Here is a 19,171-nt window from a genome sequence, read left to right as displayed (position 1 = left end):
TAGGTTTTTAAATTTTGTCCGCTATACGGATATTGATACCGTTATACGGTGAATTTCATTTTTTTACTATAGTCTATTTCACATAAAAAATTTAACTTAAATGACATAAGATCAGGAGTAAGAAAAATGGAAATTTTAAAGACTAAAGTTGCAATTATTGGTTCGGGTCCAGCAGGATTATTGCTTGGGCAACTGCTTTATAAAGCGGGTATTGAGCATATTATTATTGAACAAAAAAGTGCAGATTATGTTGCAGCACGTATTCGTGCAGGTATTTTAGAGCAAGTTTCTGTTGATTTACTCAAAGAAGCAGGTGTGGATCAGCATTTAAATGAATTAGGTTTACCGCATCATGGTATTGAAATTTTAACAGGTGGTGAAAAACATCGTATTGACTTATCTGGTTTAACACAGGGTAAACAAGTTACCGTTTATGGGCAAACTGAAGTAACAAAAGATCTGATGCAAGCACGACGCGAGGCAGATTTAACCACTTTTTATGAAGCACAAAACGTTAAAATTCATGATTTTTATGCGCAACCTTATGTGACTTTTACACAAAATGATCAGCAATATCAGATTCAATGTGATTTTATCGCAGGTTGTGATGGCTATCATGGTGTATGTCGTGCAAGTGTTCCGCAAGATAAAATTAAGACTTTTGAAAAAGTTTATCCATTTGGTTGGCTGGGTATCTTGGCTGATGTTCCTCCTGTTTCTGATGAGTTGATTTATGTACAGTCGGAGCGTGGTTTTGCTTTGTGTAGCATGCGCTCAAATACCCGTAGTCGTTATTATTTGCAAGTACCACTGACAGATCGTGTTGAAGAATGGTCAGATGAGCGTTTTTGGGAAGAGCTTAAAAACCGTTTAGATGCTGAAAGTCGTGAAAACTTGGTGACAGGTCCATCGATTGAAAAGAGTATTGCACCATTACGCAGTTTTGTGACAGAACCAATGCGCTTTGGTCACTTATTTTTGGCTGGTGATGCGGCACATATTGTACCACCGACAGGTGCTAAAGGTTTAAATTTAGCTGCTTCTGATATTGCATATTTATCGAGTGCATTAATTGAATATTATATTAATAATTCTGAGCAAGGTATTATTGAATATTCAGAAAAATGTTTAAAACGAGTGTGGAAAGCAGAACGTTTTTCATGGTGGATGACGCATTTATTACATCGTTTTGAAACTGAAAGTGACTTTGATTTAAAAATTAAACAAGCGGAATTGGCTTATATTTTAGGTTCTGAAGCAGGACAAACCACATTGGCAGAAAACTATGTCGGTTTACCTTATGAAATAAAAAAGTTTGAAAATCTACCCAAAGCTAGCTAAATGCAGGATAAAAAAACCAGAGTTCATCTCTGGTTTTTTTATTATTCTGAACTGAAAATAAGCAAGATGGTAAAATAAGTCAGTCCATGATAAATGGATAAAGTCTTCATTTCTTTGCATAAATCAATTGTCAGTTTAGCAGTGAAATTGTTAGCATAATCAAAATAGTTTTTTAAATGAGTAAGGTATGTCTTCAGGGCAACAGGTATTATTGAAATTAAGAAAAATGATCATTTCTGGTGAGTTAGAGGGGGGCAGTCGAATTGTAGAAATTCCAACGGCTGAACTTTTAAATGTCTCTAGACAACCTGTCCGTATGGCATTTCGTTTGCTTGAACAAGAAGGATTGTTATTAAAAAATCCCACTCGTGGTTATACGGTGCGTGAAATTTCAGAAAATTTAATCCATGATGCTTTAGAAGTACGTGGCGTGTTAGAGGGTTTGGCTGCAAAAAAACTGGCTGAACAAGGCATCACCACAGAACAGCAAGAAAAACTAAAGCATTGTATTGTCGAGATCGAAAAACTATTTGCTGAAAAATCAGAATTTAATGATGATGATATTGAAAAGTACCATAATTTAAATGTCATTTTTCACGATGTTATTATTCAAGCTTCGCAAAATATCGCTTTAATGCAGGCTTTGGCAAAAAATAATCAACTGCCAATGGCTTCGGCTCAAGCACTCACATATGATTCAAATAAACCTTTGTCAGAATACCAACGATTGCATTATGCACATTTACAACATTGCTCCATTTATGATGCATTGCTTCATCGTCAAGCAGGGCGCGCAGAAAGTCTGATGCGTGAGCATAGCAGTGTAGTTTTATTAGGAGAAACAGTACGGGCAATTTTCACAAATCAGGCTGAATGAACTGAATTAAAACATTTTTCGTGATTTTTCATGTCCTATAAAGCATAAAATTTGTCCTAAAATCCACTTTTGCATTTTGGTTTTTATTTTTAGCATAGACAAAATTTAAAATATTCACAGGCAATGATGAAAAGAAAATTACCTTATCTATCAATTTTTAGTAAAATTTTTGGAAAAACTTTATTAACAGGTCAGGCATTATTAGACCAAGCTGTGAAATCATCGACATCAAGTTTTAAAACCCCTGAAATGATCGATCCACGTGTGAATGACAAGTTATATGCATGGTCACATTATGGAATATTTTTTCCATTATTACCTGAACCGCATCGTTATTTAAATATTATGATTTTTATTGGAACGCCTGGTGTTTTGGCATTCGATCACGATCATATTACGCTTGGTGATCCGCGTCAGTCAGCCACTTTATTTTCAAGCACTGCTGCGGTGGAGCAGCATTTATTGAAAGCTTATATTATTCCTCAAGATACGCATATTTCAAATGAAAATCATTTGATTGAACTTGGGCAAGAAGTTTCTATTTCTGGAAAATTACCGCATATTCAACTGAAAGGTCAGTATCATGGGCTTAGTTTTGCATTTGATTTAGATGTGTCTGATCAGGTGTCATGGTTTGTGAAATCACCAATTTATGATCATTTTAGTTTGTTGAGTACGTTTAAAGGCGAATTAAATTATCAAAATAAAACAACACATGCTCAAGGTCTATGTACTTATGAATATGCACGTGCGGTAGGACCATATAGTGTGATGAGTAAGTTGTTACCAGAACAACATAAAATTCCACTGACTTTTTTTACTTATCAAATCATTAATTTAAATGAAACGACACAGTTATTATTAACTAAAGTTGATATTTTAGAGCAGCCAGCAGCTTACACTTTGCATATTCGCCATACAGATCAAAAAGCTGAAGTCTATACCGATGTTGAGTTTAAAGTTATTGATTACGATGCTGAAGTCTATGTCGCACCTGATGGGCACAAAATGCGCTTGCCACGCCGATTTAGTTGGACTGCACGTGATGAAAAACAACAACTTATTTTAAATATTATTGCTGAAATTGATAGTGAATATCGCTATGGGCATGGTCGTGGCTATGCAAGTGCATATCAGTTTAAAGGACAATATTTTGATCGTCATGTAGAAGGACGAGGTTATATTGAATATGTTGATATGCAAGACCAAGCAAGTTTGGATCAATAAAGAATGACATGGTGGATTTGTTGACAATTCATAAATGACTTATTTATCGTCAAAATATAAATGAATTGTCAATAAAATCTGTTCAGTATTCAGATCTGATCATTTAAATAAAAGAGACATTCTTACTGAATGAGTAGTCATCGAGAAATGCTCAATTTTTAAGTGAGTTCTAGCACTAATATTTTACTTTTAGAACGAGAACAACAGGGTGTAAATTGATTATTCATTGCATGTTCTTCATCCGTCATAAATAAGTCTCGATGTTCAGGAATACCTGAAACAACAGATGTGATACAGGTTCCACAAATGCCTTGTTCACAAGAAACAGGGATATTAAAACCATGCTCAATTAAAGCTTGAGTGGCTGTTTGGTGTGCTGCAACTTCAATTTTTTGATCAGAACCCAGTATTTCAATGGTAAATGCTTCATCATTTTGTTGAGTTTGCTTTTGAGCAACAAAATGTTCTTGATGTAATTGCGGTGTTTGCCAATTCATTTGCTGTGCTGTTTCGCGAATAAAATCCATAAAACCATGAGGACCACACACATATAAATGCTTTTTAGCTGAAGGTGTAGCCAATACTTGTTGCAAATTGCATTGAGTTTCGGGCTGATCTTGAATATGAACATGTAGATGTTCTGCAAAATGTGTCGTTAAATTGCCATAAAATGCTAACATTTCATGAGAGCGTACAAAATAATGTAACTCAAATGGAATATTTTGTTGTTTTAATTGATATGCCATAGAGAGGATAGGCGTAATACCAATACCTCCTGCAAATAGCAGGGCGCTTTGAGTTTCTGCATGAATTTCAAAAAAATTACGCGGCTGCCCAATCTTTAAAATATCACCCTCCTGATATTCGTTGTGCATACAGCGTGATCCACCACGTGAATTTTCATCATTTAATACACCAATGACATAGCGATGATTTTCGTGACTACTGTTTGAGAGTGAGTATTGACGAGTTAAACCATTTTTTAAATGTACATCTATATGTGAGCCTGCACTAAAACGAGCTAAAGGGTCATGTGTTGTAGACACCAATTCAAAAGCGCGAATATTTGCTGTAAGTTGATGAATTTTATCAATACGAACGTCCATTTTCGAACTCCTTAAATCACATGAATATTAGGGAATTGGCGTATTGTATTCTTATTTTGCTGAGTTTCTGCTGCAATTAAACGCTCAATGATTTTACGAGATTGAACACCTCCAGCATCAATATTGAGCATTAATAATTTACGATGTGCATTACGTAATATATTTTGTTGTTGTTGCTCTAACATTTCTAAATCTTCTGTAAAAATTTTGCCTTGTCCTTGACGGATTTGTTCAGTCAGGTCTGCGTTATCCGCTTGGAAATTACGTGCCATTCCCCAAAAATACCAATGAGATGTTTCTGTTTCTGGGGTAATAAAATCCACAACAATTGCAGCTACTTTTTTATCTTTTGTTGCGTGATAGCCTCCATGTCCAGCATGCGCGACACCAACTTCAATATGTACATGACTTGGCGCATAAAAATGACAACGTTGCCAACGGTCTACAGGAATATCATCAGCTAAGTGATGACCACGTAAAGCCATTTGCCAAAAAGGTGGGGCAATGACATTTTCCATATAGCGTTCAGTAATGACATGGTCTCCATCAACATGAGTGACTGGTAAAGATTCATCAATTTCTTTTTGTCCAATACTGCTAGAATGAACATAGGTTTCATGAGTCAGATCCATTAAATTATCGATCATTAAACGATAATCACATTGAATATGAAACAATCCTCCGCCATAGCTCCATTCAGGATGATCAGACCATTCTAAATAAGGTAGTTTTGTTTCATCAGCAAGTGAAATATCACCTAACCAAATCCAAATAAAACCAAATTTTTCAATAACAGCATAAGCTTTATTACACGGAAAACCCTGAACACGTTGCGCTGGCATAGACACGACTTTGCCATCGCATCCCATAACTAAACCATGATAACCACAAACTAAATGACCATTTTCTACATAGCCTAAGGATAATGGAGCACCACGATGAGGGCAAAAATCTTCAACAGCGACAACTTTATTTTCATGCCCACGATAAAAAACAATTTTTTCATTACAAATCGTGCGTCCTAAAGGTTTTTCTGTAATGTCTTCAGAACGACAAGCAACATACCATGCATTTTTAATAAACATTGTGACGACTCCTTATCACTAATTGGATCCAATTTAAGATAATTTTCAGATAAGGTCAACTGAATAATAAAAATAATTAAATGATTGTAACTTGATCTATTTTTTGTAATTTATGCTTTATTATAGTGATAGTATTTAATTAATTTTAATTTAAAAAATAATTTATTGTATTTAAATAGGTATATTTTTCTTTATTTTTATAAAATATATTGATTTTTTGGATCCATAAAGTCAGTATAAAAAGGAAGCAGGATGCTTCATAGACATTATTTTTCTTTTAATAAAAAGCAAAATGGTTGGATTATTTGATCTAGGCAATTATGGATAAGGATATGCATAATCACTCAAAGCTCATCATGACTGTGCCTTGTGTATCTTTTCCAAATTCGGAGAGATATATAAATGGAAAGAGATATTGTTGAAGAAATAAACCAAAATAAAATGATGAAGTATCAGTGGTTTATTATCATTATTTGTATTTTTTTAAATATTATTGATGGTTTTGATGTCATGGTCATGGCATTTACTGCACCTTCAGTTTCAGCAGAATGGTCACTTTCAGGCGCTCAAATCGGCTTATTACTGAGTTCGGGTTTATTTGGTATGGCGGCTGGATCAATTTTTTTAGCGCCATTAGCAGACAAAATTGGACGACGTTTATTAATTTTAATATGTTTATTCATTGCAGGAATCAGCATGTTGGCATGTGCTTTTGTGCCAAGCCATAGCACCTTAGCACTTCTTAGATTTATTACAGGTGTCGGAGTCGGTGGTATTTTGGCATGTAGTAATGTTCTTGCAAGTGAATATGCAAATGCCCGTTGGAGAAGTCTAGCCGTCAGTTTAATGTCAACTGGCTATGGAATAGGGGCAACATTTGGTGGAATTTTATCATTAACTTTGATTGAACATTTGGGTTGGCGTAGTATTTTTTTCGCAGGTGGCGTTTCAACTTTAATTATGCTGGGTATCAGTGCTTGGTTGCTGCCTGAATCTTTAGATTATTTACTTGCGAAACGACCTAAACAAGCTTTGGAAAAAATCAATACAATTATTGCACGTATGCAAATCAGTAGACTGACGCATTTACCAACTTATCAAAATCATCAGGGAAAAGAACAAGTAGGGCAAATGACCAAACTGTTTCAAGGACAACAAGGCTTGCAAACTTTATGTTTATGGGGCGCTTTTTTTCTCGTCATGTTCGGTTTTTACTTTGTGATGAGCTGGACGCCAAAAATTCTGATTTCTATGGGAATGTCACCACAACAAGGGGTGAGTACAGGTATTTTAATCAGTGTAGGTGGTATTTTTGGTGCTGCACTGATCGGTTTACTTGCTTCACGAATTAAAATATTTTATGCATTAAGTTTATTTTTAGCTTTAACTGCACTTGGAGTTTTTCTTTTTGTTAGCGTATCAACACAAGTCAATATTGCATTAGCAGTGGGTTTATTACTGGGTATTGTGATTAATGGTTGTGTTGCAGGATTATATTCAATTTCTCCAACCATCTATTCGGCAGATATACGCAGTCGAGGGGTAGGTTATGCTATTGGTTTTGGGCGTTTAGGTGCCATTTTATCACCAACAATAGCAGGGTTATTCCTCGACCAAGGTTTAGCACCTGCAACCTTATATGCTTATTATGGTGTTGTTTTTATTTTCGCTATTTTTCTTGTTTTGGCTTTAGGGAAAATCTTTTACCGCCAAAAAACCAAACCAATCGATGTCAAAGAAATCACCGTTTAGCTTTAAAATAAAGAGTAAAAATCAAAAAAGCAGATACATTTCAATGTGTCTGCTTTAAAATATTGACCAAAATAGCCTAAGTAAATTTTATAAATTTTTATTTACAGCTAAAATTCTCAGCTTTTTCACTATTTCCTTGACCATTATAACGAGCAACTAAAGGATAAAAACATAATGGGCGAGTACGATCGGAAGACCAATTTTGAGGAATTTCAGTATTAATGACACCACTTAAATTTCCTATACCTCGTGCTGTTGCAATAATTTGATCTGGTTTTTCACCATATTCAACCCAACGAACAAGTGCAGTCAGTGCATCAAACTGATCAGTTGCGATTCCTGCTGAAGTATGATTCATTCCTGGAACTCGGAAAAATCTTACAAAGTCTGAGGCTTGAATTGATTTTTCTGAATAAGTAGATGTAATTTTATCATACCAGTTTTGTGTATCATCAACTGAAAAAACACCATCTGAAGCACCATGCACAATGATCATTTTGCCACCTTTATTAAGAATGGTATCTAAATTTAGCTCATTTGGAGGCAGCATAAATGACATCGCACTTTCAGTATAAGTCTGATCCGTATTAAAAAGTTTTGCAAAATCAGTGTCAAAATTATAATTAAAAGCAAATTTTCTAGAATCATCCATCACTGATGGATTTGGTGGAACTTGAAAAATGATACCTACTGCAACGGGATCACGCTGACTGCCAACCGACAAAGAGAATTTCCAACTCGCCCAATTATTACCAATTAACCCAGGATCATACGGTTGTGTTGCATAAAGATGTTCGCCTTTAGCGTTGATTGGTCCTGTATAAATTTTATCAATAACATCAAGCTGTAGCTCGGTTAAACATTGTCCATCACGTTGGTTTGTCTGACATATAGGAACATCTTTAAATATATTAAAAGCTGTACGACAGGCATCTATGTCTTGAACCATGCCATCATCAATTCCATCTAAAGCATCACATTTCGCTAAAATTGAGTCCGCTAACACTTGTCTTTCAGCTAAAGTTAAAGCAGTACTTAAATCATTTTCATCTGTTGCAACGCGACGTAATTGTTGAGCTGTATAAAGTTGAGCTGCTGCGGCACGTGGTAAATGAAATCCTGGTGCATTGGCAACAATACCATCAAATTGGTCTGCAAAGCGAGTTGCTGCAACCATCGCATGACGTCCACCATTTGAAGACCCACCAGCATAAGAGCGATCAGGATATTTTCCATAAGTAAATTTGATTAAATCTTTTGCCATAGGGGTGAGTTTACCCATAGCAGCATAACCATAATTTATACGTGCTTCTGGATCTAAACCAAAAAGTGGATTTTGTGTCGCATTATGCCCAGCATCCGATGAAATAACAGCAAACCCTGTATATAGCGCATTGCTTATAGGACCGCCACTACCAATATTGCCAACAGCATTAACAATATTGCCATCTGTACCACCATTGCCTTGATATAAAAATCTACCATTCCATTGTGTTGGGAGGCGCATTTCAAAACCAATTTGATATGTTTGTCCATCTATAGGGCTAACACGCTGTTCCATATAGCCTTTGATTAGACAATGTTCTGGAATAGGATTATTTCCCACTTTTAATACACCTGTTGCCTGAACTTCAGCATCAGTAATGACGGTTTTATTATATTGATAACGAGTTAGATTTTGACAATCTATTGCCATTTTTGCAGCAACAGCAGGGCTTAATTGTGGAATAGCAATAGGCTGATTTTGGACAGTTTCAGTATTGTCATCATTACACGCCACCAGTGTCATTAAGCAACTTAAAGCCAAAATTTTCTTAGACTTTTTTGATAAATCTGTTCGATTTTTCATGAAATTATTCCTTTGATTCCATATTTTTATTTTTCGCTATTTTTAAGCGAATGATTTGAGCATGCTCAATCGTCTTGAGCATTCATCTCATGGTTTGATACGTTAAATATTAAAAACTATTGAAAATTAAGACATTGAAAACCAAAACCTAGCTGACAAGTACAAGGAAATTAGCCGTCATTCTTGCAACCACTTTTTCGTCTTGCCATGCTGAAGCATCAATATTTAAGATCTTGCGTCCTTGTCGTAAAAATTGGCATTGAACAGTGATTTCCCCTATATGGCAGGGTCTTAAAAAATCCATAGTTAAATTAATGGTTGTTGCTGCACGATTTTCATTGGCACATATTGCAAAAATTCCCATTGCATCATCTAACATCGCACAAATCATTCCTCCTTCAATATGACCACGTGGGTTGGTAAATGCAGATGTTCCCATATATTTCGCTGTAAAAATTTGTTGTTCTATGTCCCAGTTTAGGTCATGCCCACCTAAAGTATGGTGAATAGGAGGAAGTTCTAAATTTTGCAGATCTTGCATATCATGTCCTTATAAAAAATTATTCAAATCATTTACTTAAATTATTAATCCAACTTATTTTTCAAATATTTTTTTATTTAAATTTCCATGTGTAGTCAATATTAAGACGAGTTTCATTTACAGGCTTAATATTGGCTGTTGCTGACATATTATTGTCATAGATGGCATAACGCACTCTTAAACCTAAATTTTTAAATGTTCCACTTGGCACGGTATAGCCAACATCAAAATCAAGTTCGTCTTCTTTTAGATTTGTTCCACCTAAATGTGGCGCATAAATATTTGAGCCTCGTGTATAACGCGTCATAAAGCGTAAGCCTTGTACATAATCTTTAAAATCATATTCATAGCGTAAGCTATAAACTTTTTCTTTAGGATTTAAAAATTCACCCGGCCACGTATCAATCAGCAAACCTGTTTCACCACCCGATAAATACGGAAATGCGGTATCACCATGATGTTGAAATGATCCAACAATAAATTTGTGATTATCACGTTTTAACTCTACATGCGTATGATAAAGGTCATTATCGACTAAACCTGCTTTGGCTTGTCCTTCATCGCGACTACGATAATAATGAAAATAAGTATTTAATTGTGTACGTGGATCTATTTCCCATTTATATAAAAATCCTGTGGTACTTTGTTCATATAAATCATTTACATTAAGATAAAATAAGCCAAGTCTCAGTGCAGAGTTTAGTTGATAAAATCCACCTGTATAATATAAACCATCTGTTTCTGCTGCTTTGAAACGTCCATTTACACCTGAGATTTTAATATTTTCCCAGTTCGTTGAATCACGATGATTCACCTTATTAATATATGCTGCTTGTAGATCTAAATTTTTTATATCTTTAGATTGTAATGAAACACCTTGATATGTCTGTGGTAAAAGCCGGGCAGGTGAGGCAACCAACACGGGATTCATAGGTGTTAATGTTCCGACCTTTAATTCACTTTGGCTGATTTTGGCTTTAGCGGTTAAACCAATTTCACCATAACTCGAAGTCGGCTGATTGGTTTTTAAATCACGGGGTAAATTTCCTGTTCCTGCATCATGGTCATCGGCATAAAGTTTAAAACCTGCTGTTGCCAGTACATCTAAACCAAAACCAACAGTTCCTTCGGTATAACCAGAATTCGCTTTTAAAATAAAACCTTGTGTCCAGTCTTTAGCCGCAGGAAAAGCTGCTTGCTCTTGATAATCACGGTCAAAATAGAAATTACGTGCGGTTAAAGTCACACTGCTTTTATCAATGAAATCATTGGCAAATGTTGAACATGACAAAAGTGCAGCACAGCTTATAGAGAGTTTTTTCATTGCATTTCATCCTGAAATGTTTATGTTTTTAATTTTTGGCAATACGCTCCCGTACTGCCTTGTGGTGAAAACTTGGCAAACTATTGTTTAAATCTAGTTTTTTAAATCGAAAATTTTATTTTGGTTTTGAGTTATTTTCCAAGTAACTCACGAGCAACGATTTCTTTCATAATTTCATTGCTGCCGCCATATATCTTTTGCACACGCGCATCTACAAAAAAACGTGAAATTGGATATTCTTGCATATAGCCATAACCACCAAAAAGTTGTAAAAGCTGATCCATAATTTCGCATTGAGTATCAGTAATAAAACATTTTAGAGCAGCAACTTGCGTGACGTTCAGTTGTTTTTGATGGTATAAATCGGCACATTGTTTGACAAATGCCTGAGCAGCATTGGCTTTAATCTGGGCTTGAGCAAGAACAAATCGTGTATTTTGCATTTGACTTAAATATTGCCCAAAAGCTTTTCGCTCTTTTACATATTGAGTTGTAATCTGAATCGCACCTAAAATTGCCCCTAAAGCCATCATAGAAATACTTAACCTTTCACGTGGTAATTCTTGCATAAGATAAGTAAAGCCTTGACCTTCTTGCCCCAAGAGTTGATCCTGAGGAACACGCACTTGATCAAAAAAAAGTTCTGCGGTGTCTTGAGCATGCAAGCCTATTTTTTTGAGTAAACGACCTTTTTTGACCCCCTCTAGATGAGCATCGACCAATAAAATAGACATTCCTTTTGCCCGCGCATGCGGATCAGTTTTAGCCACTAATACAATTAAATCTGCATGTTGACCATTAGAAATAAAGGTTTTAGAACCATCAACACAATAATAATCATCTTTTAAAATGGCTTGAGTTCGAATGGCTTGTAAATCTGATCCAGCATTGGCTTCTGTCATGGCAATTGCTGTAACGACTTCGCCAGATACCATTTTGGGTAACCAGTATTTTTTTTGGGCTTCTGTCCCAATATTTTGAATATAAGGTGAAACCAATTCACTTTGCCCACCCATTGCCACAGCCAAAGAAGTGAAACCTGCTTGTGCTGTTTCTTGTACTAACATCAGTGAATAATGTACTGGTGCGCCATATCCACCATATTCTTCAGCGACATCAACACATAAAAAACCATTTTCACCTAATTGATGCCATAACTCGCGTGGAATGAGTCCATTTTCTTCCCAAGATTCATAAAAAGGCGCAACATATTCTGCTAAAAAACGCTTAAAATTATCTCGAAATAACTCAAATTCATGATCAATTTGCATACTTAAATTCCCACCTAAATTCCCAAGATTCAAAAAATAAGACAAAAAAAATCCTGACAGCATAAATTTAAATATGCTGTTTTTACTCAGGTTTTTTGTTTAAGGTTTTAATTTTTCAGCACAGGAACACGGATAATTAAAGGATTATCTGTTTGTTTTGAATAAAGTTCTTCAATCAATGCCTGACGTCTTTTTAAAATGTTACTTTGGTTTAAATTGCCTTTGTCCGTAATTTCACCTGCATCTAACTGCGGTGCTTGTAACATAAGCGATAACATTGAAACGGTATTTGAACTTCCAGTTGCATCTTTATTAAATTCCATCAGAAATTTTTTAAACCATTCATGCACTTTAGGATGCGTTAAGATTTCAGTGGCTGTGCTATTTTGATTCAGACCTGCAAGTTCGGCACATGCATCAAGTTTTGCAAAAATCAGAAAACCTAAAGCATTTAAATTTGAACCCGTAATACACACATCTTGGATCAGTTGATTACCCTGAATCAGCACTTTATTACGAAGTGTGCCTACATTAACAAATGTGCCTGTATTTAATTTAAAGTCTTCGGCAATACGTCCATCATACATTAACCCCAGTTCTGGACGCTTTGGATCGACCAAACGTACAGCATCGCCTGTACGATAATAGCCTTCTTCATCAAAAATATTGGCTTGTTGATCTGCTGCTAAACGCCAATAACCACGCATGACATTTTTACCACGTACACAAAATTCTAATTTATCACCAATAGGAGAGAGTTTAATTTCACAGCCCGGCGCAGGATAACCAATAAACCCAGCCATCACTTTAGGACCTGTTGAAAATGAACACGAAGGTGCAGTTTCTGTCATGCCTAAACCTGACATAATACGAATACGCTCACCACAATGCTGCTGTGCAATACGATCTAATCTCTTCCAACCTGCATCTGATAATGCAGCACCTGCAAAAAATAAGATTTTAACTTTGGCAAAAAAATGTTCTCGTAATTCAGCATCATTTTCCAACGCTACGGTGAGTTCTTCCCAGCCTTTTGGTACATTCAAATACACTGTTGGAGAAATTTCTTTTAAGTTACGAATGGTTTCATCAAACTTGCCTGCAACAGGCTTACCATCATCAATATAAATGGTTCCGCCATTATATAGTGCAATACCGACATTATGGCTGCCACCAAAAGTATGATGCCACGACAACCAATCTAATAAAACAGGTGGAGTGTCTGCAAATTCAGGAAAGGTTTGTAAAATCATTTGTTGATTTACACATAACATTAAGTGTGTTGTAGGTACTGCTTTGGGTAGTTTTGTTGAGCCTGAAGTAAATAAAAACTTTGCAATTTGATGTTCGTCTAAACTTTCATAATGCGCTTTAACATTATGAACAGGCGTGTCTAATAAACTTTGAAATGCAGTACATCGTTGTTCACCTAACATGCCTGAACATGTAATCACCTCAATATCTGAACTCGCACAGCTTTGAATCGCATGAGCAAAAGCATGTCCATCATTTGCAAAAATCAACCCCGGTGTAAGGACATCAAAAACATGTTTTAATTTGCTAAAATCTTGCGAAATTAATGAATAAGCAGGGGAAATTGCTGAAAATGGAACACCTGCAAACATCGCAGCCATTGATAAAAGTAAATGTTCTAGATCATTTCCCGACAAAATAACCAATGGTCGTTCTGCTGATAAATTGCCACGATTATGTAATGCTTGTGCAATATGCCACGCTTTTTGCACGGTATCTGCATAACTGAGTTTGACCCATTCTCCCTGTATATTACGTTTGGCTGCAAATAAATGATCTGGCTGAGTTTGAGCAAAATGTAATAAACGGTCTGTAAGCTTCTGAGGATAATCTTGAAGTTGCTCTTTGGGTGAAATATAAAGTGTTTGATTTTGATAATGAAAATTAATTTCATGCCCACCGAGTTTTACAAAACGTTCTACATCATTATGCGCTGCGTGGGCTTGGACTGCATTCAATTGCGCCATTGTTCACTCCATGTCATTTATTTTGAAATTTTCAAAAAAGTTCTATCTATTTAATCTATTATTTCAATATTTTCAGATTGAGTAAGCCAAGTACAAACTTGATTTGACTTACTCAAATTTTCAATCTTTACCAACAAACATTTTAAATGGGATAATGTCGGGGCGTTGTTTGTAAAGTGATCCAGCGCAATTCAGTAAATTCTGGAATAGACGCTTTACTACCAAAACGACCATAACCACTTTGTTTGACTCCACCAAAAGGCATTTGTGCTTCATCATGCACAGTTGCACCATTAATGTGACAAATCCCTGATTCGATTTGTTTTGCAACATCAAAAGCTTGTGAAATATTTTCACTAAAGACAGCAGAGGAAAGTCCAAACTCGCTATCATTTGCCAATTGAATCGCTTCTTCGAGTGTATGAAAACGCTGAATTGTGCAGACAGGAGCAAATGTTTCTTCTGCATAAATCTGCATATTTGGCTGTACATCAACCACGATGGTCGGTTGCATGACAGTACCTTGAATCTGAATACCTAAAGGTAGTTTTGCACCTTTGCTGGTTGCATCATCTAACATCTTTTGAATACGTTGCGCAGCACGTTCACTTTCCAAAACACCTAAGGGAAATGCCGAATCTGTCGGATTTCCAGCAGTAATATTTTTGGTTTTTTCAATTAATTTTTCAATAAATTGATCGGCAATTTGAGCATCAACCAAAACTCGCTCAGTTGACATGCAAATTTGCCCTTGATTGAAAAAAGCACCGAATGCAATCGCATTAACAGCATTTTCAATATTGGCTTGATCAAGTACCAAAACTGGTGCTTTACCACCTAATTCAAGCAATACAGGTTTTAAACTCTTTGCAGCAGTTTCTGCAATAATTTTTCCTACACGTGTTGAACCCGTAAAATTAATACGCTTACTGAGTGGATGTGATACAAGTCTCTCAACAATATGTGCAGCATCTTCACCTGCATGGGTAATAATATTGACAACACCATCGCCTAAACCTGCTTCATTCAATATTTCACCAATTAAGCGGTGTGTCGCAGGGCATGCCTCCGACGCTTTAAGGACGACTGTATTTCCACATGCTAAAGGCATTGCTATAGCACGAGTGGCTAAAATGATCGGTGCATTCCACGGTGCCATACCGACAATAACACCACATGGAACTCTGACTCCCATTGCCATATTGCCAGGGACATCCGAAGGAATCAGACTGCCATCAATTTGTGTGGTCATTGCCGCAGCTTCACGCAGCATATTTGCAGCCAAATGGACATTGAAACCATACCATGTTGCTGTAGAGCCAGTTTCACGCATACCAATCTGAATAAATGCTTCGGTTTTTGCATCCATTAGATCGGCAGCCTTCAATAATTTAAGACGACGATCTGTTGGAGAAAGTTTTGACCAAGTTTGAAAAGCCCGATGAGCAGATTCAATCGCTTGATCTACATCTTCAATGGTTGCTGCCGCAGCAGTTGAAGCAATAGAGCCATCAATTGGGCTAATGCGATCAAAAGTTTTACCCGAACTTGCATTTAAAGATTGACCGTTAATGAGTAACTGTACATTTTGCATGGTATGTTTCCTTACATGTCCATTTAGATGAATAAATTAGCCTGTACGTTTATAGCTTTGTAAGCCTGGCTTGATTGATTTTTCATCTAAAAATTGTTTTAAACCTTCTTGACGACCGCCTTCATTATCACGATGAATACATTGATCTAATTTGGCATATAAATAGTCTTCGTTTTGATCCCATGTCAATTCACGGCAACGTTTAAAGCCATTTTTTGCTGTACGCAAGACAACAGGATTTTTTTCTAAAAGTGTATTTGCTAATTCAGTAACTTCATCTTTTAACTGTGAAAGCGGAACACTTTTGTTGATTAATCCCATATTTTCGGCTTCTTTACCACCAAAAGTTTTACCCGTCATAATGTAATACAAAGAAGTACGATGTCCTACAGTATCCGCCATTGCTTTACTGACTAAGTTGCCCGGTGGAATACCCCAGTTAATTTCTGATAGACCAAAAGTTGCTTCATCGGCTGCGATCGCTAAATCACATGCAACTAAAGGCGAGAAACCACCACCAAAACACCAACCATTTACCATCGCAATCGTTGGTTTTGAATACATGCGTAGCAATTGCCACTGCCAACGACATGAATCACGACGAATACGTTCTTGGAAAATTTCTGGTTGTTCATCAACCTCACGGAAATATTCTTTTAAATCCATTCCTGCAGTCCATGAATCTCCTGCGCCTGTCAGCACTAAAACCCGTGCATCACCATCAAGTTCTAAAACCTCAAGTACATCAATCATATCTTTATTGAGTTGCGGGCTCATTGCATTTTTCTTTTCTGGACGATTAAACGTCACCCAAGCAATGCCTGACTCAACTTTTACATCTACAGTTTTCCAACGATTCTCATAGCTCATAGTGCATATTCCATTTGCGAAGTTTGATTTGATGTAAATCAATTTAATATCAGTTTTACTTACATTCAAGTGTTTTTTGAAAATATTTTCATTTTTATTTTAATCTATTGTATTTTATAATTATTTTAAATATTTATTAATTTAATCAAAAAAAACATTTGATTTTTTTGTAAGTTTATCTGATATTTTACTGGTTGTTTTTCATGCGAGAGAAATAACTCTAAAAAATATATTTGGTTCAGAACAAGGAAAATAGTGATGGATACAATAAAAGGCTACTCAGGAAGAGTCGTCACAACACTAGCACTCTGCTTTGCCATAGCAGTATTTGAAGGCTTCGATTTACAGTCGATGGGCGTTGCTGCACCGCGTATGCGTGCTGAATTTGGACTAGATAATGCCCAAATGGCGTGGGCATTTAGTGCTGCAACCTTAGGAACTTTGCCTGGTGCTTTATTGGGTGGTCGAATCGCAGACAAAATTGGTCGTAAAAAAGTCTTGATTTTCAGTATCTTATTGTTTGGCATTATGTCGTTACTGACAGCTTTTGCAAATAACTATAATTTATTGATTATTATCCGTTTTTTAACAGGCTTGGGCATGGGTGGTGCATTACCCATGATGATCACTTTAACTTCAGAAGCAGTTTCAGATCAACACAAAGGCACTGCTGTAAGTATTATGTATAGCGGTATTCCATTTGGTGGCATGTTAACTTCATTTGTAGCAATGGCGCTTGCAGGTGACAGTGAATGGCGTCATATTTTCTATATTGGCGGTTTAGCTCCAATTTTATTGATTCCGTTATTACTTAAATATTTACCCGAATCAAAAGTATATTTGGCACAGCATCACAAACCAAGTACGCCTTATTGGGAGGTTTTATTTGCCAAAGAACGCCGTTTTTCAACCTTGCAACTTTGGGTGAGTTTTTTCTGTACGCTCGTAGTTTTATACTTCTTACTCAATTGGTTACCGCTATTAATGGGCGCACAAGGTCTAAATAAAACCGAAGCCAATTATGTACAAATCGGCTATAACATCGGAGGAATATTTGGTTCTATTTTAATGGGTATGATGTTAGATAAACTGAAAATGAGTTCTGTGATTAAATTTATTTATGTCGGGATCTTATTTTCTTTGTGTTGTTTAGCGATTTCACCAACGGTTGCTTTGTTGGCACTGTCTGCTGTCGGTTGTGGTTTATTTATTGTCGGTGGACAATCTGCATTATATGGTTTAGCTGCAATGTTCTATCCAACCGCAATGCGTGGTACGGGTGTAGGTGCTGCGGTAGCAATAGGGCGAATAGGGTCTTTTGCAGGTCCATTATTAGCAGGTTTATTGTTATCTTTCGGCTCAAGTTCTACCATGGTCATTGGTTCAAGTATTCCAATCATTTTGATTGCCGCAATCGCTGCATTACTGCTGGTTAGACGTAAAAATCAAACGGTTACGCCTGTGCTAAAAACCTCAAATTAATTGACGTTTTAAGAAGTATGATTTTCGCATCATACTTCTTATACTTATTGAATAGAACTTAGAATTGGAATTTTACGTGAATCAACACAACTTAAATGCACCTAAACTCAGCTATATGTTGGCACGTGTAGATCGTATTATCAGCAAACAATTGACTGAGCAGCTTAAACCTTTAAATATCAGTTTACCGCAGTACACCGCACTTTCAGTTTTAGCTGCAAAAAAAGGTTTATCCAATGCAAAATTAGCTGAAAAATCGTTTATTAAGCCACAATCTGCAAATAAAATTTTACAAGATCTTGAAAGTACAGGATGGATTGAAAAGCATTCAGACCCAACGCATGGACGCCGTATTTTAATTCAACTCACAGCTTCAGGTTGGGATAAATTAGCGGAATGTAACCAAGTGGTCGAATTATTAGAACAAAAAATGTTAAACAATATTGATATTAATTTAGCCTATCTGATTCGAAATAACTTAGAGTTAATGGTCAATAATTTAAAAGATTAAAGTTGATTGATGTGGTAATAAGATTATGTATTATTTAAATTTATTGGGTAATAAAAATATAAACCGTATATCAATACACGGTTTATAATGAACGCGTTTTATACAGTTATTTACTGAACTACTGAACTTTTGCAGGGAAGCCGTCTTCTGCTAAAGCTGCGGTCACTTTGTCTAAGCTTTCAGATGTTTCAACAGTCACAATTTTTGTTGCTAAATCAATATCAACTTTTGCATTCGCATCGACATCTTGAATTGTTGCAGTAACACCACGCGCACAGCCACCGCATGTCATATTTTCAATCAATAATTTCATGGTTATTCTCCAACAGAAATTGTATTGG

Annotated in this window: 16 protein-coding genes; 6 read left to right on the top strand and 10 right to left on the bottom strand. The window is 36.1% G+C overall.

Features of this window, described 5'->3' with window-relative positions:
• Positions 1 to 126 precede the first annotated feature (126 nt).
• The 3 genes from pobA (at position 127) to HX124_RS09440 (ending at position 3,445) form a co-directional block, all read left to right on the top strand.
• Entirely contained in the window at positions 127 to 1,341 is a 1,215-nt protein-coding gene (gene pobA, locus HX124_RS09450; RefSeq protein ID WP_286382379.1) for a 4-hydroxybenzoate 3-monooxygenase, read from the top strand.
• A 187-nt stretch (positions 1,342 to 1,528) separates the two neighbouring features.
• Positions 1,529 to 2,218, top strand: a complete 690-nt coding sequence (locus HX124_RS09445; RefSeq protein ID WP_286382377.1) for a GntR family transcriptional regulator — start codon at positions 1,529 to 1,531, stop codon at positions 2,216 to 2,218.
• Between the two features lie 126 nt (positions 2,219 to 2,344).
• Positions 2,345 to 3,445, top strand: coding sequence for a DUF6670 family protein (locus HX124_RS09440; protein WP_286382564.1), 1,101 nt, complete (start codon positions 2,345 to 2,347; stop codon positions 3,443 to 3,445).
• A gap of 158 nt (positions 3,446 to 3,603) precedes the next feature.
• Here the strand turns inward: HX124_RS09440 and HX124_RS09435 are convergent, their stop codons facing one another.
• The gene (locus HX124_RS09435; RefSeq protein WP_286382375.1) at positions 3,604 to 4,551 is read right to left on the bottom strand and encodes a PDR/VanB family oxidoreductase; all 948 of its coding nucleotides are present in this window, start codon (positions 4,549 to 4,551) and stop codon (positions 3,604 to 3,606) included.
• Between the two features lie 11 nt (positions 4,552 to 4,562).
• Positions 4,563 to 5,636, bottom strand: coding sequence for an aromatic ring-hydroxylating dioxygenase subunit alpha (locus tag HX124_RS09430; protein ID WP_286382374.1), 1,074 nt, complete (start codon positions 5,634 to 5,636; stop codon positions 4,563 to 4,565).
• Positions 5,637 to 6,038: 402 nt separating this feature from the next.
• Here HX124_RS09430 and HX124_RS09425 point away from each other — a divergent pair, with 402 nt between their 5' ends.
• On the top strand, positions 6,039 to 7,388 hold the full coding sequence (locus HX124_RS09425) for an MFS transporter (protein WP_286376811.1): 1,350 nt from the start codon (positions 6,039 to 6,041) through the stop codon (positions 7,386 to 7,388).
• Between the two features lie 97 nt (positions 7,389 to 7,485).
• On the opposite strand, the gene HX124_RS09420 is transcribed toward HX124_RS09425, so the two are convergent.
• The 7 genes from HX124_RS09420 to HX124_RS09390 form a co-directional block, all read right to left on the bottom strand.
• Positions 7,486 to 9,237, bottom strand: coding sequence for a tannase/feruloyl esterase family alpha/beta hydrolase (locus HX124_RS09420; RefSeq protein WP_502872816.1), 1,752 nt, complete (start codon positions 9,235 to 9,237; stop codon positions 7,486 to 7,488).
• A 148-nt stretch (positions 9,238 to 9,385) separates the two neighbouring features.
• Positions 9,386 to 9,778: a PaaI family thioesterase gene (locus tag HX124_RS09415; RefSeq protein ID WP_107007669.1), complete on the bottom strand. Its 393-nt coding sequence runs from the start codon at positions 9,776 to 9,778 to the stop codon at positions 9,386 to 9,388.
• Between the two features lie 73 nt (positions 9,779 to 9,851).
• Positions 9,852 to 11,102 carry an OprD family porin gene (locus tag HX124_RS09410; RefSeq protein ID WP_286382373.1) on the bottom strand — a complete coding sequence of 417 codons (1,251 nt, stop codon included), beginning with the start codon at positions 11,100 to 11,102 and terminating at the stop codon, positions 9,852 to 9,854.
• Between the two features lie 131 nt (positions 11,103 to 11,233).
• A complete protein-coding gene (locus HX124_RS09405) occupies positions 11,234 to 12,373 on the bottom strand; it encodes an acyl-CoA dehydrogenase family protein (protein WP_286382372.1) in 1,140 nt (379 codons plus the stop codon).
• A 107-nt stretch (positions 12,374 to 12,480) separates the two neighbouring features.
• A complete protein-coding gene (locus HX124_RS09400) occupies positions 12,481 to 14,373 on the bottom strand; it encodes a feruloyl-CoA synthase (protein ID WP_286382371.1) in 1,893 nt (630 codons plus the stop codon).
• Between the two features lie 142 nt (positions 14,374 to 14,515).
• Positions 14,516 to 15,967 (bottom strand): aldehyde dehydrogenase, encoded by a 1,452-nt coding sequence (locus HX124_RS09395; protein ID WP_286382370.1) that lies wholly within the window; start codon positions 15,965 to 15,967, stop codon positions 14,516 to 14,518.
• Positions 15,968 to 16,003: 36 nt separating this feature from the next.
• Positions 16,004 to 16,837, bottom strand: a complete 834-nt coding sequence (locus HX124_RS09390; RefSeq protein ID WP_107007674.1) for a p-hydroxycinnamoyl CoA hydratase/lyase — start codon at positions 16,835 to 16,837, stop codon at positions 16,004 to 16,006.
• A 258-nt stretch (positions 16,838 to 17,095) separates the two neighbouring features.
• Between HX124_RS09390 and mhpT the strand changes: the two genes are divergently transcribed.
• Together mhpT and HX124_RS09380 are read left to right on the top strand one after the other, a co-directional pair.
• A complete protein-coding gene (gene mhpT, locus HX124_RS09385) occupies positions 17,096 to 18,319 on the top strand; it encodes a 3-(3-hydroxy-phenyl)propionate transporter MhpT (protein ID WP_286382369.1) in 1,224 nt (407 codons plus the stop codon).
• Positions 18,320 to 18,434: 115 nt separating this feature from the next.
• Positions 18,435 to 18,830 carry a MarR family winged helix-turn-helix transcriptional regulator gene (locus HX124_RS09380; RefSeq protein ID WP_107007740.1) on the top strand — a complete coding sequence of 132 codons (396 nt, stop codon included), beginning with the start codon at positions 18,435 to 18,437 and terminating at the stop codon, positions 18,828 to 18,830.
• Between the two features lie 118 nt (positions 18,831 to 18,948).
• Here HX124_RS09380 and HX124_RS09375 read toward each other — a convergent pair whose 3' ends face one another.
• The gene (locus HX124_RS09375; protein ID WP_286376986.1) at positions 18,949 to 19,149 is read right to left on the bottom strand and encodes a heavy-metal-associated domain-containing protein; all 201 of its coding nucleotides are present in this window, start codon (positions 19,147 to 19,149) and stop codon (positions 18,949 to 18,951) included.
• Positions 19,150 to 19,171: the final 22 nt, after the last annotated feature.

It is taken from the genome of Acinetobacter sp. 226-1 (assembly GCF_030329325.1).
GTDB lineage: Bacteria > Pseudomonadota > Gammaproteobacteria > Pseudomonadales > Moraxellaceae > Acinetobacter > Acinetobacter sichuanensis.
The sequence above is the reverse complement of the archived record's forward strand: the minus strand, read 5'-3'. Positions and strand labels throughout refer to the sequence as shown.